This window comes from Sphingobium yanoikuyae (genome assembly GCF_034424525.1).
Lineage (GTDB): Bacteria > Pseudomonadota > Alphaproteobacteria > Sphingomonadales > Sphingomonadaceae > Sphingobium > Sphingobium yanoikuyae.
Window position 1 is genome coordinate 3,436,457 of the sequence record NZ_CP139979.1, and the last position, 25,052, is coordinate 3,461,508.

Here is a 25,052-nt window from a genome sequence, read left to right on the forward strand (position 1 = left end):
CGTCAGGCCTCCTGCTTCTTGAGCAGCATGATCGCGATCCCGACGATCAGCGGCGCGGAAATGGCGAGCGGCAGGAAGGAGCCGGCCAGATCCGAAAAGCCCAGCGCCTTGGCAAAGACGCCGCGGCTGATGGTGAACATGTGGCTGGCGGGATAGATGTCGCCGATGATCCGCGCGCTGCCCTCCATCGAGGAGACGGGGTCGGTCATGCCGCCATAGGTGGTGGCCGGGATCATCGTGCCGATCATCGCCAGGAACATCGCGGCGATCTGGCTGCGCGTCACGGCCGAGGCGAGCAGGCCCATGCCGGTCGCAGTGACGCAATAGATGGATGCGGCGAGCAGCAAGGTCGGGAAGCTGCCCTTCACCGGCACACCGAAGATGAAGATCGCCATCAGCACCATCAGCAGGAAGTTGACAAGCGCCAGCACGACATAGGGAAGCTGCTTGCCGAGCAGGAATTCGCTGCGGCTGACCGGCGTCACATAGAGGTTGATGATCGATCCGATCTCCTTTTCGCGCACCACCGCCAGCGCGGTCAGCATAGCCGGCAGCATGAGCAGCAGCAGCGGGATCACGATCGGCACCATCGCCGGCAGGCTCTGCACATCGGGATTGTAGCGATAGCGGTTCTCGATCGAGAAGCTGCTGCCGACCGCGCTGCCGCGCGCGGCCGCCTGCTGGCTCAGCCAATGCTGGTGCAGCCCCTGGATATAGCCCTGCACCGTTTCGGCGCGCTGCGGATTGGCGCCGTCGAACCAGGCGCCGACCGTGACCTGTCGCCCGGCCGCGATATCCCGGCCGAAGCCCGGCGGAATCTCGATCACCAGCGCCAGTTCGCCATCCTTCATGCGCCGGTCGAGATCATCATAATCGCGGATCGGCGCATGTTCGACGAAATAGGAGGAGCCGGAAATGTCGAGCGCATAATTCTGGCTGAGAATGCTGTTGTCGCGGTCCAGCACGGCATAGTTCAGCTCGTTGATGTCGGTGGTCATGCCGAAGCCGATCACCAGCATCAGGATCAGCGAACCGATCAGCGCGAGCGTCGCACGGACCGGATCGCGCTGCAGTTCCAGCGTCTCGCGCCAGGCATAGGTGAGCGCGCGTTGCGGGCTGAAGCCGCGCCTTATCGTGCCATGTTCCGCCTGCGCCATGTCCTTGAGCGCGCTTTCCTCGTCGGGCGGGCGGGTGTCGCCGCCGGCATCGACCAGATAGCCGATGAAAGCCTGTTCCAGATCAGGCGCGCCGCGCTTCTCGATCAGGCGCGCGGGCGCATCGCTGTCCAGCACATGGCCGGCGTGCATCATCGACATGCGGTCGCAGCGCATCGCTTCGTTCATGAAATGGGTGGAGATGAAGATCGTGACCTTGTCGCGCCGCGACAGTTCCGCCAGCAATCGCCAGAAGCCGTCGCGCGCCACCGGATCGACGCCGGAGGTCGGCTCGTCCAGGATCAGCAGTTCCGGCTTGTGGACCATCGCCACGGCAAGGCTGAGGCGCTGACGGATGCCGAGCGGCAGGCTGTCGGGCAGTTCCTCCATCACCGGGCCAAGATCGAACCGATCGGCCATTTCCGCGACGCGGGCGGGAATATCGTCGCGCGCGACATGGAAGAGATGAGCGTGGAATTCCAGATCTTGGCGGACGGTGAGTTCGGTGTAGAGCGAGAAGGCCTGGCTCATATAGCCGACCCGCTTGCGCGTGGACATGTCGTCCGGGTCCACTGCATTGCCGAACAGCCAGGCCTTGCCCTCGGTCGCGGGCAAGAGGCCGGTCAGCATCTTCATGGTGGTCGACTTGCCGCAGCCATTGGACCCCAGGAAACCGAATATCTCGCCCCGGCGAATGCGGAAGCTGACATGGTCGACCGCGGTGAAATCGCCAAAGCGCATGGTCAGGCCCTGCGCCTCGATGGCGATATCATCCTCGCTGGCTTCGAGCGGCGGGATGACGACCGGCTCGTGGCCGCGCTTCTTCTCCTCGGGCAACAGCGCGATGAAGGCCTCCTCCAGCGAACTGGTGCCGGTGCGCGCGAAAATCTCGGCCGGGGTGCCGGTGTCGAGGATCTGCCCGTCATCCATCGCCACCAGCCAGTCGAAACGCTGCGCCTCGTCCATGTAGGCGGTGGCGACGATGACGCTCATCTGCGCCTGGGTCTGGCGAATGTCGTTGATGAGATCCCAGAATTGGGCGCGGGCCAGCGGATCGACGCCGGTGGTCGGCTCGTCCAGGATCAACAGGTCGGGATCATGGATCAGCGCGCAGCACAGGCCGAGCTTCTGCTTCATGCCGCCCGACAGCTTGCCCGCCGGCCGGGCAAGGAACGGGTCGAGGCCGGTCGCGCGGGTGAGCGCATCGATCCGCCGTCGCCGCTCCGCCCCGTCATGGCCGAACAGGCGGCCGAAAAACTGCAAATTCTCCTCGACCGACAGGGTGGGATAGAGATTCTTGCCCAGTCCCTGCGGCATATAGGCGATGCGCGGGCAGACATCGCTGCGATGGCGCTTGTCGCGCATGTCGCCGCCCAGCACATGGACATCGCCATCCTGGATGACATGGGCGCCGGCGACGAGGGAGAGCAGGCTGGACTTGCCCACGCCATCGGGTCCGATCAGGCCGATCATCCGCCCGCCCGGTATGTCGAGATCGATGCCGCGCAGCGCCTGCGTCTTGCCATAATGGAGGCGGACGCCGGACAGGCGGACGACCGGATCGACCGTCGGCGCGCCGATGGGGTCGGCCTGATTCACTGGACCGCCCGCGATCCTTCGGGAAGGGCGCGGACCGCAAGCGAGGCGGGCCAGGCAACGCCCGGATCGATCCGGACATAGGCCATGCCGGGCAGGCCGGTCTTCACCTGGGCGATATGCTTGCGCAGCAGCGCCGGATCGATCCGGGCCTTGACCCGAAACATCATCTTCTCGCGCTCGCTCTGGGTTTCCACCGTCTTGGGCGTGAACTGGGCGACGTCGGCGACGAAGCTGATCCGCGCCGGGATCGGATAGTCGGGAATGGCATCGAGCACGATCCGCGCCTCGCTGCCGATGGCGACACGGCCGGCGGCGGTGGCGGGCAGGAAGAAGCTGATCGTCACGTCGGACAGGTCGACCAGGCTCAGCACCCGGCCACCGGCCGTCACCACCTCGCCGGGCTGGGCGACGCGATACTGGACGCGGCCGTCGCGTGGCGCGCGCAGGCTGCTGTCGTTGATGTCCGCCTCGATCCGCTGGATGGTGGCGCGGCCGGCCTCCACGCGCGATCGCGATCCGATCACCTGATTGCGGGCATTGGTGATGGCGACCTCGGCCGAGGCGAGCTGGGCACGGGCCGCCTCCACGGCGGCGGCGGCGCCTTCGGTCTGGGCGGCGTCGTCATCGCGCTCCTGCACTGCGGTCGCACCTTCGCGGGCCAGGGTTTCGGACCGGGCAAGGCGCTTGCGCGAGGCGTTGAGCTCGGCGATGCGCTGGCGCACCACGGCCTGGGCCGCGGCCTTCTCGCTCTCGCGCTGGGCCACCTGGGTCTGGGCGACGAGGACGGCATTCTGCGCCTCGGCCAGTTGCGCGACGGCCTCGGTCCGCTGTGCGTCCAGCACGTCGACATCCATATGGGCGACGATCTCGCCGGCCTTCACCAGCTGCCCTTCATCCGCGACGATATCCTTGATCCGTCCGGCGGATTTGGAGGCGACGTCGATCTCGGTCGCTTCCAGCCGGCCATTGCCGCCGACAATGCCTTCGGGCAGGCCGGCCGGCTTCAGCAAAGTCCAGAGCAGGAAGGCAATGCCGGCCACCGCCGCCACGATCAGCCCCCTGACGATCCAGCGCTTGTTCATGCTCATGGTTCCCCCTGGTTCCCGGACGGGGCGGCCGCGATGCCGCGATTGACCACAAAGCCGCCGCCCAGGGCGGCATAGAGGCTGACGATGCTGGAGAGTTCCCCCCGGCGAAGCTGGACCAGCGCCTGTTCCGCATCGAACAGGTCGCGCTGGGCATCGAGCACTTCGAGATAGGTGGAGCGGCCATTGTCGAACCGCAACTGGGCGAGGCGCGCCCGTTCCCGCTGGGCATCGACCAGTTGGCGCGTGGTGCCGATCTGCAGGGCGATCTGGCGCCGCCGGACCAGCGCGTCGGACACGTCGCGAAAGGCGGACTGGATCGTCTTTTCATAGGTAGCGACGGCCTCGTCCCGGCGCGCCTGCGCCACGTCCAGATTGCCCTTCAGCCGACCGGCGTTGAACAGGGGCAGACGGATCGTCGGCGAAAAGCTCCACACCTCGCTATTGCCGCCGAACAGGCCGTCGAGGTCCGGGCTGGTCGTGCCATAGGCGCCGGTCAGGCTGATATTGGGGAAGAAGGCGGCGCGGGCGGCACCGATGTTGGCATTGGCGGCGCGCAGCTGATGCTCGGCCGCGACGATGTCCGGCCGGTTGGTGAGCAGTTCGGACGGCAGGCCGGCGGGCACCTGATAATCGCCGCCCGGTCCGGCCAGCCGCAGCGATCCGGGCGCGATCTCCACCGGCTGGCCGACCAGCAGCGCCAGCGCGTTGCGATTGACCGCGCGGTCGAGGTTCAGCACATGCATGGTGGTGTCCGCCTGCGCCAGCAGCACCTGGGACTGGGCCAGGTCCAGCTTCGACCCAGACCCCACCTCATAGCGGCGGCGCATGATGCGCAGCGTTTCCTGCCGGGTGGTGATCGACTGCTGGGTAAGGGCGGCGCGCTCCTCATATTCGCGCTCCAGCAGATAGCCGAGCGCCACCTGCGCGATCAGGTCGGTCGCGACCGCCCGGCGCGATTCCTCGGACGCCAGAAACTGTTCGCGGGCGGCCTCCTTCAGATTGCGCAGCCGGCCCCAGAAATCGATTTCCCAGCTGGCGCTCAGTTGGGCGGTGATCGATTTCACGTCGACGATCTGGTCGCCGATCACCGGCAGGCTGTAGAAGGCCTGACCGCGCGTGCCCGTCGCCACGGCATCGAGCTGGGGATAGAGCGAGGCACCCTCGATCCGCCAGGCGCCGCGCGCCTGCGCCACGCGGGCGGCGGCGATGCGAATGTCCCGATTATTGGCCAGCGCCTGGGCGACCAGCCTGCGCAATTCGGGATCGGGAAAAACCTGCTCCCAGTCGCGCCCGGCCAACGAAGCCCCGTCCGGCGTCGCTACGGCATAGCTGTCGGGCACCGGCAGGGATGGCTGGACATAATCGGGCGCAAAGGAACAACCGGTCAGGGAAAGAGCCAGAAGCATCGTCAAGGCCTCAGGGACAACCCTCCCCTTCGCGCCATGACCTATCGCAAAATCGGAATTGCCAAGCGACACCAAGCACCCCTTTTCGAGCAACATGGACCCCTATTCAATCGATATAGCATCGACCGACTTCATCTATTCTCGATTTTGTGAGACATGATGTTTCAGAACATCACAAGGACTCACGAATAACTTATGCCTTTAATATATTTGTGTTTATCCACCACAACCAGTATCGTCAATCGCACCTGACCTGACCGCTCGCGCCGTTGCGAGGGGCGCAACGCGACAAGGGACGCAGGATGATCCGCAACCGCCGCGCGCAACCACGACACTTGCCCGCCCCCTGGTCGAGCCTGGCATGGCTGCTGGTTGTCCTGTCGCCTTCTTTTGCGACAAGCGCCCTGGCCGGGGAACCCGTAGAAACCCTGATAGGGCGGATCGCCCTGCCCGATGACCAGAATATGGCGAGCGTGGAACTGCGCTTCCTCAACATGGGCACGGCACCCGCCACCATGCCGCTGCCCGACCGGGTCGAGGCGCTGGTGGAACAGGATGGCGCGGCGCGCCGGCTGTGGCTGCGCCGGGCGCCGGGCGTGCCGGAGACGGTGGAGATTGCGCCGGGCGGCTTTGCCCAGGCGCGCTATCAACTGGCCGCGAGCGACATGGCCGAGGGGGCATTGCTGTCGATCCCGGCCTGGAATTCGCCGCAGGTGGCGCTGCATGGCGCGGCGGCCGCGCGGATGGCGGCCGCTTCGCCTGTGCCTGTTCCACCGCCGCCGCCGCCACCCGGAACCCCGGTGCCGCCGCCGGTCGCGCCGCCGGCCGATCGCAGCGCGGGCAATGCCTTCATCGGCAATCTGGCGCCCTATGAGCCGATCTATGCAGTCTATGGCCCCGGCACCAATACCGATGCCCGGCTGCAGCTGAGTTTCGAATATCGGCTGTTCGGATCGCGCGATGCCGCGCACCTGCCCAGTTCCTGGCGGGACGGCCTGCATTTCGCCTATACCCAGCGCATGTTCTGGGATCTGGGTGCCAATTCCATGCCCTTCCGCAACATCGATTATCAGCCCGAGCTCATCTATGTGACGCCGACCCGGATGCTGAAGAACGGCATGTCGCTGGCGCTGCAGGGCGGGCTTCGGCACGAATCCAACGGCCGGGACGGCGATGCGTCGCGCAGCATCAACAGCGTCTATGTCGCGCCGATGGCGGCCTTCTCGCTGGGCGAGGAACGGCGGCTGCTGGTGGCGCCGCGCCTGACCTTCTATGTCGGCGACAAGTCCGACAATCCCGATATCGTCCGCTATCGCGGCCATGCCGGCCTGTTCCTGCAGGTCGGCGATGATGACGGGCTGCGCCTGTCGACCAACAGCCGGTTCAATTTCGGATCGGGCAAGGGCGCGATCAACGCCGACCTGTCCTATCCGCTGCCGCACCTGCTGGGCGGTGGCCCCGATCTCTATTTGTTCGCTCAGGGATTTGCCGGATATGGCGAGAACCTGTTGGACTATAATCGTTCCATAACAAGATTGCGGATCGGCTTCGCGCTGGTGCGCTAACCGCCGGGTGGCTTGCCCCCGGCCGCTCGACGCGACTGAAAGGGAAGCCGATGTCCTCTGCCCCGCCCGTTGCCTGGCATGCGCTGCCGCCCGAAGAGGCGCTGGCAACGCTGTCCGTCGAAGCCACCGGGCTGGACCAGCGCGATGCCGAGGCCCGGCTGCGGCGCTATGGCCCCAACGCCCTGCCCGAAGCGCCGCGCCAGCATCCGCTGCTGCGTTTCCTGGCGCATTTCAACAGTGTGCTCATCTATTTCCTGATCGGCGCGGCGCTGGTCGCGCTGCTGCTGAATCATGGCATCGATGCTGCCGTGATCCTGGCCGTGGTGCTGGTGAATGCGGTCGTCGGCTTCATCCAGGAAGGCAAGGCCGAAGAAGCGCTGGGCGCGATCCAGGACATGATCGCGCCGCATGCCATGGTGCTGCGCAGCGGCGAACGGCGGGTGGTGGCGGTGCCCGATCTGGTGCCCGGTGACATCGTGCTGCTGGAAGCGGGCGACCGGGTGCCGGCCGACATCCGGCTGCTGCGCGCCCGCGGCCTGCTGATCGACGAGGCAGCACTGACCGGCGAATCGGTCGCTGCGGAAAAGCATCAGACGCTGATCGCCGCCGACGCCGGCATCGCCGATCAGAGCAACATGGCCTTTTCCGGCACGCTGGTGGCCGCCGGCCAGGCGACCGGGCTGGTGGTCGAAACCGGCAGCCATACCCAGATCGGCCGGATCAGCGGCATGCTGAAGGCGGTCGAGGTCGGCAAGACGCCGCTGGTGCGGCAGATCGACGATTTCGCCCGGCTGATGACCTGGTCGGTGCTGGCCGGCGCGGTCGTCCTGTTCCTGTTCGCGGTGCTGGCGCGCGGTTTCCACTGGATCGATGCGCTGATCGCGATCGTCGCCCTGTCGGTCGGCGTGGTGCCGGAAGGGTTGCCCGCCGTCATCACCATCACGCTGGCGATCGGCGTGCAGCGCATGGCCGCGCGCCAGGCGGTGATCCGGCGCCTGCCAGCGGTCGAGACGCTGGGGGCCACATCGGTGATCTGCACCGACAAGACCGGCACGCTGACCCGCAACGAGATGACCGTGCGCCACCTGTTGCTGCCGGGCGGCGACCTGCATGTCAGCGGATCGGGCTATGCGCCGACGGGCGCCATCAGCGCGGCCGAGGGCGGCGACGATGCCGAGGCGCTGGCCGATGCCGCGCCAATCCTGCGCTGCGGCCTGTTGTGCAACGATGCCCTGCTGCGCCAAGCGGATGACGGCTGGACCGTGCAGGGCGACCCGATGGAGGGCGCTCTGGTGGCGCTGGCGATGAAGGCGGGGCTGAGCGCCGACCATGTGCGCGACGAATGGCCGCGGATCGACGAAATCCCGTTCGACGCCGCCTATCGCTTCATGGCGACGCTGCACCGCGCGCCCGATGGCAGCAGCGCCATCTTCGTCAAGGGTGCGCCCGAAGCGCTGCTGGCGATGACCGGCGCGGATGTCGCCGCCTGGGACGCGCGGCTGTCGGCCGCCGCCGACCGGGGCGAACGCCTGCTGGGCTTTGCGGTCAAGCGGATCACGGGAGCGCCCGACCGGATCGGCTTCGACGATCTGAAGAGCGGGGTCGAGCTGCTGGGGCTGATGGGCTTCATCGATCCGCCACGCGACGAGGCGCGGCAGGCGATCGCCCAGTGCCGGTCGGCCGGCATCGCGGTCAAGATGATTACCGGCGACCATGTCGGCACCGCCATCGCCATCGCCCGCCAACTGGCCCTGGACGATGATCCCCAGGCGATGAGCGGCGCCGAGGTCGAGGCGCTGGATGATGAGGCGCTGGCGGCGCGGGTACGCGATGTCGACGTGTTCGCCCGCTCCTCCCCCGAGCACAAGCTGCGCATCGTCCGCGCGCTCCAGTCGCACGGGCTGGTCGTCGCCATGACCGGCGACGGCGTCAACGATGCGCCGTCGCTGAAACAGGCCGATGTCGGCACGGCGATGGGGATCAAGGGCACGGAGGCCGCCAAGGAAGCGGCCGAGATGGTGCTGCTGGACGATAATTTCGCGTCGATCGTTGCGGCCGTGCGCGAAGGGCGCACCGTCTATGACAATATCCGCAAGGTCATCAGCTGGACCTTGCCGACCAATGGCGGCGAGACGCTGGCGGTGGTGATCGCGATCATCGCCGGCTTTGCCCTGCCGATGACGGCGACGCAGATATTGTGGATCAATCTGGTGCTGACGGTGACGCTGGGGCTGGTGCTGGCGTTCGAGCCGACCGAGCCGGGAACGATGGAGCGGCGCCCCCGTGCCGCCGGCGCGCCGCTGCTCTCCCCCTTCCTGCTGTGGCGCATCATGCTGGTATCGGTGCTGATGGGGGCGATGGCGCTGGGGATATTCTTCTATGCCCAGCATGTCGGCCACGACATCGATACCGCCCGGACCATGGTGGTCAACATGCTGATCGTGGGCGAGATATTCTATCTGTTCAATGTGCGCTTCCTGCACATGCGATCGCTGACGCTGCGCGGCGCGATGGGCACGCCGATCGTGCTGGCGGCGATCGTGGCGGTGGTGATCGCCCAGTTGCTCTTCACCTATGCGCGGTTCATGCACGATATTTTCGACAGCCGGCCGCTGTCGCTGACCGACGGGCTGATAATCATCGGCCTGGGCGCGGCGATGTTCGCCGTGCTGGAACTCGAAAAGCTGGCCGCCCATCGGCTCGCCTGGTTCGAGGATATCTGACCGCCATTATCCACAGTCCCACAGCCGCAGAAGAAGGAGGAAATCATGCCGACGACCATGCGAGCCGCGATTGCCCGGACGTTCAAGGCGCCGCTGACGATCGAGGAGATAGCGATACCCGAGCCGGGGCCCGGTGAGGTGCTGGTGAAGATCGTCGCCAGTGGCGTATGCCATACCGATTTGCACGCGATCGATGGCGACTGGCCGGTGAAGCCGACCCTGCCGCTGATCCCCGGCCATGAGGGCGTGGGCCATGTCGTGGCGCTGGGCGCGGGTGTCACCGACCTGAAGGAAGGCGACGCCGTCGGCATCCCCTGGCTGCACGATGCCTGCCGCGCCTGCGAATATTGCGAGACGGGCTGGGAAACGCTGTGCGAGCGGCAGCATAATACCGGCTACAGCGTCAACGGCACCTATGCCGAATATGCGATCGCCAGCGCCCCCTTTGCCGGCCGCCTGCCCGACAGCGTCGATTTCGTGACGATGGCGCCGATCCTGTGCGCGGGCGTCACCGTCTACAAGGGGCTGAAGGAGACCGAGGCGAAGCCGGGCGAATGGGTGACCATTTCCGGCGTCGGCGGGCTGGGCCATGTCGCCGTGCAATATGCCAAGGCGATGGGCCTGCATGTCGTGGCGCTGGACATTGGCGAGAGCAAGCTGGAGCTGGCCCGGTCGCTGGGCGCGGACCTGGCGCTGGATGCGCGGGCCGACAATGTCGTGGCGGAAGTGCAGAATGCGACCGGCGGCGGCGCCCATGGCGTGCTGGTGACGGCGGTGTCGCCCCCCGCCTTTGCCCAGGCGATCGCCTGCACCCGCCGCCGCGCGACCGTCAGCCTGGTCGGCCTGCCGCCGGGCGATTTCCCGACGCCGATCTTCGACGTGGTGCTCAAGCGCGTGACCGTGCGCGGTTCGATCGTCGGCACCCGGCGCGACCTGGCCGAAGCGATCGCCTTCGCGGTCGAGGGCAAGGTGAAGGCGCATGTGACGCCCCGGCCGTTCGACGATGTGAACGCCGTGCTGGACGAATTGCGCGCCGGCAAGGTGGACGGGCGCATCTCGCTCACCCTGTAACGGGCGGCATGGCCGGGCGCGGGCGGTGCATGCCGCCCGCGCCGCCGGTCAGCGGCGCGCTTCGAAGATGGAGATGCGGCGCGGCTGGCGCGGCTGCACCGCCTGGCCCAGTTCACGTTGCAGCATGGCCAGCATCCAGGCGCGGTGCCGGGCCATGAATTCGGCGAATCCCTCTGCCCTGGCCGGATCGAACACGGGCACCTGCCAGTCGGCGGGCTGATCGAGATAGGGCGGGATCACGTCGCCCGCCGCCTCGGCCGGCAGGTCGACATGGCTGCCCCAGTAGCGATTGTCGCGGAAGCGGATAAATTGGGCCGGGGCGAAGCCTGCCTTGATGAGATAATCGGGGCCTGACCGGCCGCTCTCGCTGCCATAACGAGCGGTGCCGGCGACCTTGAAGTCATTTTCGACGATGCGGACATCCTGCGCCCAGCCATCCCAGTTGGTTGCCACCACCATCTGCACATCCATGCCCTTGCCGACATGGATCACATTCTTCTCCACCAGCACGTCGGAGACATTGCCGGCGAGCTGGAAGATGCGCAGCGCGTCGTTGCGGCTGACATTGTAGCGCGCGACGGTGCCGCGATTGCCCAGATTATCCTTGTCGTTGCGGCCGGGCGAACAGATCAGCAGGAAGCCGCCGGCATTGTCGTGGCTGTAATTGTAGAGCAATGTCGTGCGACGCGAATTGAAGTCGCTGTCAAAGCCCTGCCCGTCATAGCGGGTGCGGGTATAGGCGGCCTCGTTGAGCTGGATCAGACTGTTGTCGGTGCTCCACTGCCAGATGCCGGCATTATAGCCGGGTGCTCGGGCACCGGCATAGCGCACGATATTATGTTCGATCAGGGCGCCGTCGGTGCCGCGCGGGACGATGCCGTCGCCGCCGATATCCTCGACCAGATTGTCGCGAATCACGATCTTTTCGCTGGGGAACCAGTCCTTGGCGCTGATCCGGTCGGCGATGCCGGCAATGCCGGACCGGTCGACCTTCCAGACGATATTGCGTTCGATCACCAGATCTTGAAAGCGGGTCGGCAGCTTCTTGCCGGTCGCGCTGAAGACGATGCCACCATTATCCTTGCGATCATTCACGCCGCGCACGTCGTGAATATACATGTCGCTGATGCGGATACCGCGCGTCACGCCCCGGTCGACCGCGGAGACCAGCACGCCGAAACGCTGGGCCGGGGCGGAATTGTCGTTGGTGACTTCCAGCCCGCTGACGCTGACATATTCGGCATTGATGACGCCCACGCCATGGGGCGAGACGCCGCCGACATCGATGCGCGGCCGCGCGCCGGTGCCGAAGGCGGCGACGCTGATCGGTGCGCCGGAGCGGCCCGATCGGGTGATGGTGAGCGGCTCCTGCCAGCGCGATCCGGCCATCAGCAGCACCTGATCACCCGGCATCAGCGGATAGTCGCGCACCCGCGCCAGGCTGCGCCAGGGCTGGTCGGCGGTGGTGCCGGCGGCGCGATCATTGCCGGTGGCGCTGTTGACATAATAGGTCGTCGCCTGCGCCGCGGATGTCGCACCCGCGGTCAGCACCAGGAAAGGCAGGAAGATTGTCAGCGCCCGGCCATGCCGGCTTTTACCCATGATCATATTGCGCGCCATTCTATCGGTCGCGCGCTGAATGCAAGGTGAAGTCGCCTCAGCCGGGTGTGCGGCAGGCCTGGCGCAGGTCGATTTCGGGTGCCGGGGATGGGGCAGCGGGGAGAGCGATGCCCTGTGCCTGCGCCACCCGTTCGATGATGCCACCGCCGCCCGGCAGGGCTTCGGCCTGGGCATAGGCCGGGTCGGCCTCCGCCTTTGCCAGCGGAATATAGCGCGCGCCGGCGGCATCGAGCCGGGCCATGACATCGGGCAGGGTGTCGGCGGTCCAGGCGCCGACATGGAGCAGCAGCACATGCGGGATCGGGCGGCCATGAACGCGCTGGGCATTGGCCTTTGCCCGCGCGATCGCCTGATCGACCACGGCCAGATAGTGGCGCTTCATCGCCGCGATCATGCGATCGTCGCCCTGCGCGCGGCAGCGGGCATAGGCGTCGCTATAATCCCAGTCCTCGAAAGCCAGGCTGACGCTGGCGATGCGATAGCCGCGCCGTTTCAGGAAGGCGGCGGCGCCGTCATGGCGGGTCGCGTCCTTGCCGCTCGACAGGTTGGGGAAGCGCAGCCAGTGCCAGTCCCCTTTCCCCATATGCTGTTCCAGCGCCGGCTCGCCAGCGATCACGTCCGCCTGCCAGGCGTCGAGCGAGGGCGCGCCGTCGAGATTGAGGTGGCTGTAACTATGGTTGGCGAGTGGATAGCCGGCCTGACGCCAGAGCGTCAGCACCGCGTCCGACGCCGGATCCTCCGCCAGTCCGCGCGCATTGACGAAGCCATAGGCCTGCGCGACATGATGCGCCTTCAGCGTCGCGAGGAAGCGGCGGGCGATGTCGGCGCGGGTGGTGCCGGGCGGCAACTGGCCATGGGCAGGCAGATCATCGACCGTGATCGCGACATCGAACCGGGGCGGATCGCCCGCCTGCGCCGCCGCTGCGCTGCCCAGCAGCAGGCAAAGGGCCATGGCCCGCTTCATCATTCCTGCCTCTCCCGCTGAATGTCCGCAGCGGTCCTAGCCGGGTCGCGGGGATCATTCGAGCAGTTTCAGCACATCCTGTTGCCGGGCATTGGCCTGGGCCAGCATCGCCGTTGCCGCCTGCGACAGGATCTGGCTCTTGGCGAGAGCGGTGGATTCGGTGGAGAAGTCCGCATCCTCGATCCGCGAGCGGGCGTCGGTCAGGTTGACGATATTGGTGTCGAGCTGGCTGGAGATGGATTCCAGCCGGCTCTGCGCCGCGCCCAGATTGACGCGGGCGGTCGAAATCTGCGCCAGCGCGGCGTCGATCACCGTCAGCCCCTGCTGCGCGGTCACGCCGATCTGGGCGTAGGATTTATAGTCGGAATCGGTGAAGGCGACATAGCCTTCCGGGTCCATCCAGCCGGTGCTGCCCAATTCATTGGTGCGATGGACGGCGGCCACACCGACATCATAGTCGAGCGTCAGGTCGATATTGCTGATCCCCACGAAGCGCATCGTGCCGTTCACCGCAAGGTCGGTGCCCAGCAGGGTGAAATCGTCGCCGTTGCTGCGCAGGGTCGGCAGGGTGATGGCGACATTGTCGGTCGCATTGGCACCGGCCTGGACATTGATGACGGTGCTGCCGGCACTGTGCATGAGTTCATCGCGATAATACCCATAGCCGCTGTAATCGAGCAAATCGCCATCCGCATTATAGTCGCGGGCCGCCGTCCCTTGCGCCGTGTTCGAAAACAGGTTCACGCCGTTGAACTCGCTATTCTGCAGCAACGCGTTGATCTGGGCGACGGTCTGATCCATTTCGGTCTGGAGCGCGGCGCGATCCTCCGGCCGGTTGACGCCATTGGCCGCCTGCAACGTCAGTTCGCGCATGCGCTGCAGGCTGTTCTGGACCTCGCCCAATATGCCTTCGGCGGTCTGGGTCAGCGATATGGCGTCGGCCGCGTTGCGCTTGGCCACTTCCATGCCACGCAGCTGGCTGGTCATGGTCTGGGCGATCGCCATGCCGGCCGCATCATCCTTGGCCGAATTGATCCGCTTGCCGGTCGACAATTTCTCGCTTGCCTGGCCCTGGGCCTTGGTGGCCGCCTCGATCGCCCGCTGCGCGCGCAGCGCCGCGCTGTTGGTTCCGATCACGCTCATGGGATGTCCTCCATCCATGCCAGGCAGGAAGATGCCGGCGTCTGTGGGACCGGGCGACGCGGGTCGCAAAGCGCCGCCCGGCAACCGAAAGGCGTTGCCCCCAAACGGTCGCCCCCGTGATGGCCGCGCCACAGCGCCCGGCCTATCCGGTTAATTCCCGGATAAGATTGAAACGGCAGGGAATTTCCCGGCTTGGCAGGCGGGTGATCCGGGCTAGGACAGGGCCATGGCCACCCTGTCCCCCATGAGCGCCCGGCCGCGCCCTTTTCGCCTGGAGGCGCGCGCCATCGACTGGCGGCTGGTGGCGCTGCTGCTGGCCTATCCCTTCGCGTTCAAGCTGGCGCATATGGCGGCCAGCCCGTGGGGTGGCGCCCATTTCTTCAGCCTCTGGTATCCCGCCGCCGGCGTGCGGCTGGCGCTGCTATGGCGGATCGGCGCGCGCTACACGCCGGTCCTGATCGTCGAGGAATGCGTGATCCAGTTGCTGACCGGCACGATCGTGTCGGACGGCCCCGAATTTCTCAACCAGCTGGGCGGGGTCGCGCGCGCGCCCGCCGCCTATGGCCTGATGATCGCGCTGGTGCGCTTCATCGAACGGCGCAGCCGGTCGGAACTGGCGATCGCGCCGATGCCCTTCGGCCTGGCCGCGGTGCTGGCGCCGACGCTGGTGTCCTTCACCGCCGGCTTCTGGGAATGGCTGTGGCCCGGCGTGTCGGGCACCCTGCCCAGCCAGCCGATCGCCACCACCATCGCCGCCTTCCTGGTCGGCGACCTGCTGGGCGTGCTGCTGGTCGCGCCGCCCCTGCTGTGGATCGGCACGCGCCGTGAAGAAGCGCGGCGGCTGATGCAGATCGGACGCGGCCGTGCGGTCGAGGCCGCCGCCGTCTTCGTCTTTGCCTGGCTGCTCGCCTGGGGGCTGGCGCGGGTCGAACCCCAGATCGCGGTCACGCCGGTGCTGATCGGCGCGATCTGGGTGGGGCTGCGCTGCGGCCGGCTGGGCGCGTGGATCGCGATCATCCTGTCGGCCGCGATCATCCTGCCCTGGTCGGCACCATTGTCGGCCAGCGCCACCCGCTTCGCGCTGCACATGGGCCTCGCCGCCATGGCGATCGCCACCTATCTTGCCGGCAGCTTTGCCGAGGCGCAGATTCGCGCCCGCGAGGATATCGCCCGGCGCGATCGCATCCTGTTCCAGGCCGAACGGCTCAAGACGCTGCGCGCCATGTCGGTGGCGATCATCCACGAGATCAGCCAGCCGCTGTCGACGCTGGCGATCGAGACCCGGCATCTGTCCGCCCTGTCGCGCGATCCCCAGCCCGACCCGGCGGAGATGCGCGAGAGCATCGAACTGGTCGATCGCAAGGCGGCTTTGCTGGCCGACATGGTGCGACGGCTGCGCAGCTTTGGCGGGCGCGCCGTCGATGAGCCATCGCCGATCATCGTTGGCCAGATGCTGCGCGACTGTGCCGGCATGGTCGGCGGCGAGGCGCGCAGCCTGGGCTGTGCCATCAGCCTGCCGCCGATGGATGCGCGGTTGCAGGTCACCGGGCATGAGATCGAACTGACCCAGATATTGCTCAACCTGCTGCGCAACGCGATGCTGGCGGCGCCCGGATCGACCATCGAGATTGCCCTGGAAAGCCGGGCCGATCAGGTGACGATCCATGTCGCCAACCCGGTCCCTTCCCCCTCCCCCGACTATGGCGGGATGGGCATCGGCCTGCTGGTGGCGCGTGCCATCGCCGACGCCCATGGCGGCACGCTGAGCCGCGACATCGCGCAGGGCCGCGCGCGCGCCAGCCTGTCGCTGCCCCGCACGGAGCCCAGCCATGACTGACCCGGCCGATCCCGCCATCATCCATGTGGTCGATGACGATCCTGATCTGGGCCGGGCGGTGGCGCGGCTGCTGGGGCGGCACGGCTATCGCACCCAGGCGTTCGACACACCCCGCGCGATGCTGCGCGCCCAGGCCGACGAGCCGGCCCATTGCCTGGTCACCGACGTGATGATGGCGGACATGGACGGCTTTGCCTTTGCCGAGCGGATGCGGGCGCAGGATCCGGCGGTGGCGATCATCTTCATGACCGCCTGGCCGACCACCAGCAGCGCGGTGGATTCGGTGCGCCGCTATGGCGGGTTCGACTATCTGGAAAAGCCGATCGACGAGGGCCGGCTGCTGGCCGCCGTGGCGGAGGGCGCGCGCTGGAGCCGGCAGCGGCGCGGGGCGCTGGCCCGGCTGGCGCCGCTGACCCCGCGCGAGCGCGAGGTGCTGCACTGCCTGGCCCAGGGGATGAGCAACAAGATGGTCGCCGCCGCCCTGTCGCTGAGCCCCAAGACGATCGAGGATCATCGCGCCGCGATCGTCGCCAAGACGGGCGCCAGCAGCCCCGCCGCCCTGATCGCCCTGGTGCGGGAGGCGAGCGGCACCGAGGGCTAGATTGTCTTGTTGTGCGCGGCGATGGTCGGGCTATCTAGGCCGATGATCGATCCCCGCGCGCTTCGCACCTTCCTCGCCGTCTGCCGTGCCAACTCGATCAGCGGCGGCGCGCGGCTGCTCAACATCTCCCAGCCATCGGTGTCCAATGCGATCGCGCAACTGGAACAGTCGGTCGGCGCAGCCCTGTTCGCCCGGTCGCGCAGCGGCATCAGCCTGACGCCGGAGGGCGAAGTGCTGCTGCGCCGGGCGGAGGCGGTCGACAGCCTGATCAGCGGCGCGGAGGAGGAATTGCGGCTGGCGCGTGCGGGCGTGACCGGGCCGCTGCGGGTCGGCGGCACGCCGGGCGCCCTCGTCAGCCTGCTGCCCGACGCGGTGCGGCGGCTGGAGGACAAGATGGGCCATTTCGCGCTGCATGCGGTGGAACGGCCCGACCATGACCTGGCCGACATGCTGCACCGGGGCGAGATCGAGCTGGCCTTCGTCACCACGGGGCTGGAGGAGCCGCCCGAGGGGATCGAGGAAATCACCTTCGCGCAGGATCCGTTCGCGCTGGTGGTCGGCCGCCGCAACGATCATCTGCCGGCCGAGGTCTCGCTGCGCGACATGATGGCCAAGCGCTGGGTTTTGCCGGAAGCACGCGGCGCCTTCCGCCGGCAGATCGACGCCCTGTTCATGTCGGCGGGCGTGCCGGTGCCGCAGGATGTGATCCGGTGCGATTCGCTGCTGACGACCAAGGCGATGGTGCGGAACAGCAGCCGACTGACCATCCTGCCGATGAAGGTGGCGGCAGCCGAACTGTCGATCGGCGTGCTGCGCGCGATCGCCATTCGCGAAGCGACCTTCCAGCGCAGCATCGGCATCCGCAAGCTGAAGGATGCCCGCCTGTCGCGGCTGGGCGAGGCGCTGCTGGACATCATGATCCATAGCTCCAAGCTATGACGTTCCCAAAAATCATTATTATTCTTGCGTATAAATTCGGCGCATAAGGGCATTCAACAAGAGACTTCGGGAGAGCCCTCGTGCGGCAGCTGATCCGCAATATTGCGATTTTCGACGGGACCGGCAGTGCGCCCTTCCCCGGCGCGGTCATGATCGAGGGCGATCGCATCGCCGACATTCTGCGCGACGAAGCCGCGATCGATGCGGCGCAGGCCGACATGGTGATCGACGGCCAGGGCGCGACGCTGATGCCCGGCATGGTCGACGCCCATACCCATCTGACCTGGGGCAGCTCGGTCGAGAAAATCTATCATCAGTTCATCCTGCCGCCCGAAGAGCTGAAGGTCGCCGCCTGGCGCAATGCCCGCGTGCTGCTCGACCATGGCTATACCAGCCTCTATTCGGCCGGCGCGCTGGGCGACCAGATCGAACCGGAACTGGCCCGCGCCATTGCGGCCGGCGAAACCCCCGGCCCGCGGCTGGTGCCCTCCACGCTGGAGCGCAGCCCGGAAGGCGAGGAAGGGGTCGAGACCGGCGATGTGTTCAACGGGCGGGGGCCCGAAGCGATGCGCGCCTTCGTCGCCTATTGCGCGGCGGAGGGCGTCAAATCGCTCAAGCTGGTGATTTCGGGCGAGGATGCGCTCAAGCCTGGATCGTCGCAGGATATCCTCTACACCGACGCGGAAATGATCGCGGCCGGCGAGGCAGCGAAGGAGGCAGGCCTGTGGATCGCCACCCATGCCTATAGCCCGCGCGCCATCAATCTGGCGCTCGAAGCGGGTGCCCGCATCCTCTATCATTGCTCCTTCGCCGACGATGCGGCGGTCGACGCCATGGCGGCGAAGAAGGACGCCATCTTCTACGCCCCCGGTCCCGGCGTATCGGTCGCCGCGCTGGAGGCCAATCCGCCGCCCCATATCAATATGGCGTCGATGAAGGCGAGCGCGGCCGAGCGGCTGGAACTGGAAAAGACATTGGTGCCCAAATTGAAGGCGCGCGGCGTACGCGTGCTGCCCGGCGGCGACTATGGTTTCCCCTTCAATCCCCATGGCCGCAACGCCCGCGACCTGGAACATTTCGTCACCTATTATGGCTTCACCCCGGCCGAGGCGCTGCATGCCGCCACCATGCTGGGCGGCGAGCTGATGGACCAGCCCGTCGGCCAGGTGAAGCCGGGCTATCTCGCCGACCTGCTGCTGGTGGAGGGCGATCCGACGACGGACGTCCGCCTGCTGCAGGATGCGGCCAATATCAAGATGATCATGCTGGGCGGGCGGATGCACAAATCCCCCGTGCCCGAGCCCCTGACGGTCTGACCGGAAAGACGCTTTCATGTTCGACGTTGCGATCATCGGCTGCGGGCCGGTGGGGGCCTTTGCGGCCAATTTACTTGGGAAAGCGGGCGTCTCGGTCCTGGTGATCGAGCGCGAGGCCAACCCCTATCCCCTGCCCCGCGCGGTCCATCTGGACCATGAGATGATGCGCCTGTTCCAGTCGGCCGGCGTCATCGACCGGGTCGCGCCGGGCATGCGCGATACCGAAGGCCATCTGCATGTCGGCGCCGATCATGGCGTGATCCGCTACATGGGCACGGTGGGCCGTCCCCGCCCCTATAGCTGGTCCAACGACTATTTCTTCTACCAGCCCGAACTGGAAGACCATCTGCGCGACGCGCTGGACGTCTATCCCAATGTCGAGCTGTCGCTTGGCACCGCGTTCGAGGCGCTGGCGCAGGACGAGGACGGCGTCACGCTGACGCTGCGGTCGGACGCCGGCGAGGAACAGGTCCGCGCCCGCTATGTCATCGCCTGCGACGGCGCGCGCAGCGCGGTGCGCAAGGCGCTCGACATCAGCCTGGATGATCTGGATTTCGAGGAACCCTGGCTGGTGGTCGATGCCGAAGTCGACGGCCCGGTCCGTTTCCCCGACCTGTGGGGCGTGCCGCAAGCGGCCGACCTGCAGAAATTGTCGGTGATGATGTGCGATCCCAAGCGCCCGGCGACCATCGTGCCGGGACGCGGCAATCATCGCCGCTGGGAATTCATGCTGCTGCCCGGCGAAGACGATCAGGCGATGATGCAGCCCGATGCCGTGGCTGCGCTCGTCGCCCCCTATCTTGACGGCGTGCCGCACAGGATCGTGCGCGCGGCCACCTATTGTTTCCATGGACTGATCGCCGAGCGGTGGCGGCAGGGCGGCGTCTTCCTGGCCGGCGATGCCGCGCACCAGACGCCGCCCTTTTTCGGCCAGGGCATGTGCCATGGCCTGCGCGACGCCGCGAACCTGGCGTGGAAGCTGGAACTGGTGCTGGCGGGCAAGGCGCCCGAAAGCCTGCTCGACAGCTATCAGCCCGAACGCGATCCCCATGTCCGCGCCGTCATCTCCGCTGCCGTGGGCGCGGGCCGCTATATCTGCGTGCTCGACCCCGACGCCGCCGCCGCGCGCGACCATCAACTGCGCGAAGCTGCCAAGGGCGCCCAGAGCGGCACCGCTGCCGACCTGATCCCCGCCATCGCCACCGGCATCATCGCCACCGGAACGCCGGGTGCGGGCGAACGCTTCATCCAGCCGCGTGTCGGCGACCGGCTGCTGGACGATGTGACCGGCGATGGCTGGCGCCTGTTCACCCGCCAGCCGGTTGTCGGCGGTGACGTGACCGTGATCGATGTCGCGGACCTGGGCGATGACGGCCATGTCGCCGACTGGCTCGATGCGCGCGGCGTCGAGGCGGTGCTGGTCCGCCCCGACCATTATGTCTTAGGCACTGGCGCCCCCGCAGAACTGATCGCCCGACGCGACGCGCTGATCGCCGGCACCGCCCCGCAGGAGATTGCGGCATGACCCTCTCGCTCGCCCAGGCCCGCGCCATCATCGACGCCGCGCTTGCCAAGGCACGCGCCGATGGCGCCCAGCCGCTGGCCGTCATCATATTGGATGCCGGCGCCCATCCGGTCGCCTTTGCCCGCGAAGATGGCGCCAGCCTGTTCCGTTTCGACATCGCGAAGGCCAAAGCCTCGGGTGCGCTGGGGATGGGCGCGGATACGCGGGTGCTGGCCACCCGCGCCGCGTCCAACCCTGTCTTTTTCCAGAGCATCGCGGCGGCCACCGGCCAGATGGCCTTCTCGCCCGGCGGGGTGCTGATCCGTGATGCGGACGGCGCGCTGACCGGCGCGGTCGGCATCAGCGGCGACACCGGCGAGTGCGACGAAGCCTGCGCCATGGCCGGCATTCAGGCCGCCGGCCTCTTCCACGGAGACACGAAATGAAGCTGCGCAGCATCGAACTGGCGCTGCCCCATGCGGCAGAGGCCGCCGCCTTCCTGACCGACATCTGGGGCATGGCCCCGGCAGCGCAAGAAGGCGAAACCCATTATCTGCGTGGATCGGGCAGCTATCCCTATCTCGTGGCGCTGACGGAAGCGGCGGACGCCTATGTCCGCTCCACCACCTTCGTCTGCACCGCCGACCGGCTGGAGCAGCTGAAGCGCAGCGTCACTGCCGCCGGCCTGCCCGCGACTCCCACCGTGTCGAAAGATTTGGGCGGCGGCCATGGCATCATCGTCGAACTGGCCGAGGGCGAATTGCTGCGCTTCCTGGTCGATGCCGAGGAGGTTGCGCCGATCGTCGGCGCCGACCTGCCGGTGAAGTTGACCCATGTCGTCTTCAACAGCGCCGATGCGGAGGCGACCGGCCATCTGGTCGAGGAGGCGCTGGGCTTTCGCGTGTCGGACCGGACCAAGGGCATGGTGTTCGTGCGCTGCAATGACTCGCATCATTCCACCGCTTTCGCCCGCGCCGGCTTTGCCAGCCTCAACCATATCGCCTTCGAAATGGCGGACATGGACGCGGTGATGCGCGGCATCGGCCGGTTGCGCGACCATGGCATGGTGCCCGCCTGGGGGCCGGGCCGCCATGGTCCGGGTGCCAATGTCTTCGCCTATTTCATCGCCCCCTTTGGCCCGGTGATCGAATTTTCGACCGCCGTGGAAAAGGTGGCCGAGGATTATCAGGCCGGCGCGCCGGAGGACTGGACCTGGCCCGAGGGCCGGATCGACCAGTGGGGCATGTCCGACAAGGATTTCGCCGGGCTGCGCGCCGCCGAGGAGAAATTCCGCCATCGCCGCGACTGGGATGCCCAATCGCTAGACCTGATCAACGAGGAACAAGCCTGATGCGCTATGTCAGTTTCCGCCGTCCCGACGGCACCCCCAGCTTCGGCCGGATCGAGGGCGAGACGATCGTCGAGCTGGCAACCGATGGGGCGCCGAGCCTGAAGGCCGCGCTGACCGACGGCAGCCTGTCGGGCCTGGCCAATGGCGCATCCTATGCCGCCGCCGATGTCGTACTGCTGCCGGTGATCCCCGATCCCGCCAAGATCCTCTGCGTCGGCCTCAACTATGCCGAGCATGTCAAGGAAACCGGCCGTGAGCAGAAGGCGCATCCGGCGATCTTCGTGCGCTATGCCGACAGCCTGATCGCCGACGGCCAGCCGATGGTGAAGCCGGCCGTGACCGAGCGTTTCGACTATGAAGGCGAACTGGCGCTGGTGATCGGCAAGCCCGCGCACAAGGTCGCGGCCGCCGACGCCTGGGACTATGTCGCCGGCTATGCCGCCTTCAACGACGGCAGCGCGCGCGACTGGCAGCGCCACAATATCCAGTTCACGCCGGGCAAGACCTTTCCCGGCACCGGCGGCTTCGGCCCGGCGCTGGTGACGCCCGACGAGATTGACGATCTTGCCGCGCTGCGCGTCCAGACCCGCCTCAATGGCGAACTGGTGCAGGACCAGCCGGTCAGCGACATGATCTGGGATATCCCCACGGTCATCGAATATGTCACCGCCTTCACGCCCTTGAGCCCCGGCGACGTGATCGCCACCGGCACGCCGGGCGGCGTCGGCGATAAGCGCACCCCGCCGCTCTACATGAAGGCCGGCGACAAGGTCGAAGTGACCATCGGCACCATCGGCACGCTCAGCAACCGCATCATCGACGAACAATAACAATCATCAACCCGCATACCGGGGGAGGACAGACCATGCGTAACATCCACATCACCATTGCGGCCCTCGCCAGCGCGAGCGCCATCGCGATCGCCGCGCCGGCCTTCGCACAGGACGCGCCCGCGCCCGAACAGGCGGCACAGCCGGCGGACAATTCCGACATCATCGTCACCGCCCAGCGCAAGGCGGAGAAGGTGACCGAGGTGCCGATCTCCATCACCGTGGCCAATGCCGCCCAGCTGGAGCGGCAGCAGGTCAACACGATGAACGACCTCAACCGCATTGCGCCGAGCCTGGAAATCCAGCAGGCGCCGGGTCAGAATACCGGCGGCGGCGGGTCGATCCGCGGCATCGGCACCCAGACCTTCTCCGCCGGCGCCGTCGCATCGGTCGGCGTGGTCGTCGACCAGGTGAGCCAGGGCAACGCCAATATCTCCGACCTGTTCGACGTCAGCCGGATCGAAGTGCTCAAGGGGCCGCAGGGCACGCTGTTCGGCCTCACCACCTCGGCCGGCGTCATCAACATCACCACCAATGCGCCCGATCCGACCGGCTTTGTCGCCCGCGTCCGCACCGAATTGTCCGACGCCGGCACGCTGGGGTCGAAGTTCGGCAACCAGGTCGTGCAGGGCATGATCAACGTGCCGCTGGCCACCAACGCCGCGATCCGCCTGTCGGGCGTCGCCAATTTTCGCCAGGGCCCCAACCGCAACGCCAGCACCGGCGACTATAATGACACCGATCGCTACGGCATTCGCGGCCGCTTCCTGTGGGAGCCGACCGATCGCCTGACCGTCAATGTCATCGGCGACTATACCAAGAGCCGGATCGAGAATGGCGGCGACTTCTTCACCTTCGTCAAGACCAGCGGTCCGGGCACGGCGCTGGGCGGCCTGCTGGCCGACACCACCGGTATCACCGCCCGGCTTGCCAGCTGCGGCGTGACGCCGGGCGAAGGCAATCGCGACTATTGCAGCGACGACAGCTATGTCGGCCATACCGAAAATTACGGCGGTTCGCTGCAGGTCGATTATGAGGCCGACCCCTTCACCCTCACCTCCATCACTGCCTATCGCAAGTCGAACGAGACTGGCTATGGCGCGGCGAGCAACGTGTTCCGGGCCGATCCGCTGGAATTGCAGGTCGCCAACGGCCCGACCAACCGGCGCCTGAGCCTCTTCACCCAGGAATTGCGGGTCAGCTCGCCTGCCGACCAGTTCCTCGAATATACCGCCGGCGTCTTCTACTCGAACCAGAAGCAGACCCGCGATCCTGAAACGCTGGCGGTGTCGGTCGTGCCCTTCCCCGGCCTCGTCATCCCGATCGTGCGCAATCCCGGCGCCGACATCGACATCCAGGATGAATCGCTGGCCGTGTTCGGCCAGGGCACCTTCCACCTGTCGCCCGCGCTGCGGCTGATCGCCGGCGGCCGCTACACCACCGACCGGCTGTCGATGGACCGCTACGACTATTTCACCCCGGCCGATCCGTTCAGCCGCACGGTGCTGGACGTCCAGAAATTCTCCTGGCGCCTGGGCGCACAATATGACTTGGCCAACGACACCATGGTCTATGCGACCGCCTCGCGCGGGTTCAAGGGCGGGCAGATCGCCATCCCCTCGGCGCCGGCCAAGCCCTTCGTCGTGCAGCCGGAAATCCCGACCGCCTATGAACTGGGGCTCAAGAGCACGTTGTTCGGCGGCTGGGTCGCGGACCTCAACGTCTTCTACAGCAAGATCAAGAATTTCCAGGCGCAGCAATGCACGGTGGACAGCACGGCGGTCATCTCCTGCGTCCAGACCAACATCAACGGCGTGAAGTCGCGTGGCGCGGAAATCAACTTCTTCGGCAAGGTCTTCGACGGCCTGTCGCTCAACACCGGCTTCATCTATGCGAAGGCGACCTATCCGGGCGGCTTCATCGGCACCGATGGCACCAATATCGGCGGCAGCCAGCTCGCCTATGCGCCCAAATACAAGTTCACTTTGTCGGGCGAATATGAAGCGCCCGTCACGAGCCGCCTGAAGGGCTTCCTGGCAGCGGACACGGTGTGGAAATCGAAGGTGCGCTACGAAGCCAATTCGAACGACGAAACCACCTTCCGTTCGCACTGGCTGGTCGGCGGCCGCATCGGCCTGCGCACCGATGACGATCGCTACAGCGTCGCGATCTTCGGTCGCAACCTGTTCAACGTGCATGAGCCCTCGCTGATGCAGAGCGACTTCCCCTACACCACCGACCAGGGCGAACAGAATATCGGCGCCATCTATGGTCCGCAGTCCTTCCGCCAGATCGGCATCAGCCTGGACGCGAAATTCTGATCCTCCTGAGGCGGGGCGCC

18 protein-coding genes are annotated in these 25,052 nt (G+C 66.8%); 12 read left to right on the forward strand and 6 right to left on the reverse strand.

Annotation, left to right across the window (positions count from 1 at the left end; genetic code table 11):
- Window positions 1-2: 2 nt before the first annotated feature.
- From rbbA to U0025_RS15855, 3 genes are read right to left on the reverse strand one after another with little or no spacing between them, the layout of a single operon-like run.
- Entirely contained in the window at window positions 3-2,753 is a 2,751-nt protein-coding gene (gene rbbA / locus U0025_RS15845) for a ribosome-associated ATPase/putative transporter RbbA (protein ID WP_004208403.1), read from the reverse strand.
- Window positions 2,750-3,841: an HlyD family secretion protein gene (locus U0025_RS15850; protein ID WP_004208404.1), complete on the reverse strand. Its 1,092-nt coding sequence runs from the start codon at window positions 3,839-3,841 to the stop codon at window positions 2,750-2,752. Before U0025_RS15850 ends, rbbA begins: the two co-directional genes overlap by 4 nt.
- Window positions 3,838-5,247, reverse strand: a complete 1,410-nt coding sequence (locus U0025_RS15855) for an efflux transporter outer membrane subunit (RefSeq protein WP_004208405.1) — start codon at window positions 5,245-5,247, stop codon at window positions 3,838-3,840. The genes U0025_RS15850 and U0025_RS15855 overlap by 4 nt, the downstream gene beginning before the upstream one ends.
- Window positions 5,248-5,549: 302 nt before the next feature.
- Here U0025_RS15855 and U0025_RS15860 point away from each other — a divergent pair, with 302 nt between their 5' ends.
- From U0025_RS15860 to U0025_RS15870, 3 genes are read left to right on the forward strand one after another with little or no spacing between them, the layout of a single operon-like run.
- Entirely contained in the window at window positions 5,550-6,812 is a 1,263-nt protein-coding gene (locus tag U0025_RS15860) for a phospholipase A (RefSeq protein ID WP_004208406.1), read from the forward strand.
- 50 nt (window positions 6,813-6,862) lie between these two features.
- Complete coding sequence (locus U0025_RS15865; RefSeq protein WP_004208407.1) at window positions 6,863-9,535, forward strand: HAD-IC family P-type ATPase; 2,673 nt, start codon at window positions 6,863-6,865, stop codon at window positions 9,533-9,535.
- A gap of 45 nt (window positions 9,536-9,580) precedes the next feature.
- Window positions 9,581-10,606, forward strand: a complete 1,026-nt coding sequence (locus U0025_RS15870; RefSeq protein WP_004208408.1) for a zinc-dependent alcohol dehydrogenase — start codon at window positions 9,581-9,583, stop codon at window positions 10,604-10,606.
- Window positions 10,607-10,654: 48 nt separating this feature from the next.
- Here U0025_RS15870 and U0025_RS15875 read toward each other — a convergent pair whose 3' ends face one another.
- From U0025_RS15875 to U0025_RS15885, 3 genes are read right to left on the reverse strand one after another with little or no spacing between them, the layout of a single operon-like run.
- The gene (locus U0025_RS15875; protein WP_254792249.1) at window positions 10,655-12,214 is read right to left on the reverse strand and encodes a right-handed parallel beta-helix repeat-containing protein; all 1,560 of its coding nucleotides are present in this window, start codon (window positions 12,212-12,214) and stop codon (window positions 10,655-10,657) included.
- Between the two features lie 49 nt (window positions 12,215-12,263).
- Window positions 12,264-13,193 (reverse strand): polysaccharide deacetylase family protein, encoded by a 930-nt coding sequence (locus tag U0025_RS15880; RefSeq protein ID WP_004208410.1) that lies wholly within the window; start codon window positions 13,191-13,193, stop codon window positions 12,264-12,266.
- 51 nt (window positions 13,194-13,244) lie between these two features.
- Window positions 13,245-14,333 (reverse strand): flagellin N-terminal helical domain-containing protein, encoded by a 1,089-nt coding sequence (locus U0025_RS15885; protein WP_004208411.1) that lies wholly within the window; start codon window positions 14,331-14,333, stop codon window positions 13,245-13,247.
- 226 nt (window positions 14,334-14,559) lie between these two features.
- Here U0025_RS15885 and U0025_RS15890 point away from each other — a divergent pair, with 226 nt between their 5' ends.
- The 9 genes from U0025_RS15890 (at window position 14,560) to U0025_RS15930 (ending at window position 25,032) form a co-directional block, all read left to right on the forward strand.
- Window positions 14,560-16,170: a sensor histidine kinase gene (locus U0025_RS15890; protein WP_004208412.1), complete on the forward strand. Its 1,611-nt coding sequence runs from the start codon at window positions 14,560-14,562 to the stop codon at window positions 16,168-16,170.
- Window positions 16,163-16,771, forward strand: coding sequence for a response regulator transcription factor (locus U0025_RS15895; protein ID WP_004208413.1), 609 nt, complete (start codon window positions 16,163-16,165; stop codon window positions 16,769-16,771). The genes U0025_RS15890 and U0025_RS15895 overlap by 8 nt, the downstream gene beginning before the upstream one ends.
- Window positions 16,772-16,813: 42 nt before the next feature.
- Window positions 16,814-17,710, forward strand: coding sequence for a LysR family transcriptional regulator (locus tag U0025_RS15900; RefSeq protein WP_004208414.1), 897 nt, complete (start codon window positions 16,814-16,816; stop codon window positions 17,708-17,710).
- An 80-nt stretch (window positions 17,711-17,790) separates the two neighbouring features.
- Complete coding sequence (locus tag U0025_RS15905; protein WP_004208415.1) at window positions 17,791-19,026, forward strand: amidohydrolase family protein; 1,236 nt, start codon at window positions 17,791-17,793, stop codon at window positions 19,024-19,026.
- A 16-nt stretch (window positions 19,027-19,042) separates the two neighbouring features.
- Entirely contained in the window at window positions 19,043-20,551 is a 1,509-nt protein-coding gene (locus U0025_RS15910; protein WP_004208416.1) for a bifunctional 3-(3-hydroxy-phenyl)propionate/3-hydroxycinnamic acid hydroxylase, read from the forward strand.
- A complete protein-coding gene (locus U0025_RS15915) occupies window positions 20,548-20,976 on the forward strand; it encodes a GlcG/HbpS family heme-binding protein (protein WP_004208417.1) in 429 nt (142 codons plus the stop codon). The genes U0025_RS15910 and U0025_RS15915 overlap by 4 nt, the downstream gene beginning before the upstream one ends.
- Window positions 20,973-21,881, forward strand: coding sequence for a VOC family protein (locus U0025_RS15920; protein ID WP_004208418.1), 909 nt, complete (start codon window positions 20,973-20,975; stop codon window positions 21,879-21,881). The genes U0025_RS15915 and U0025_RS15920 overlap by 4 nt, the downstream gene beginning before the upstream one ends.
- On the forward strand, window positions 21,881-22,711 hold the full coding sequence (locus U0025_RS15925) for a fumarylacetoacetate hydrolase family protein (RefSeq protein ID WP_004208419.1): 831 nt from the start codon (window positions 21,881-21,883) through the stop codon (window positions 22,709-22,711). Before U0025_RS15920 ends, U0025_RS15925 begins: the two co-directional genes overlap by 1 nt.
- Before the next feature lie 35 nt (window positions 22,712-22,746).
- Entirely contained in the window at window positions 22,747-25,032 is a 2,286-nt protein-coding gene (locus U0025_RS15930; protein ID WP_004208420.1) for a TonB-dependent receptor, read from the forward strand.
- Window positions 25,033-25,052 lie beyond the last annotated feature (20 nt).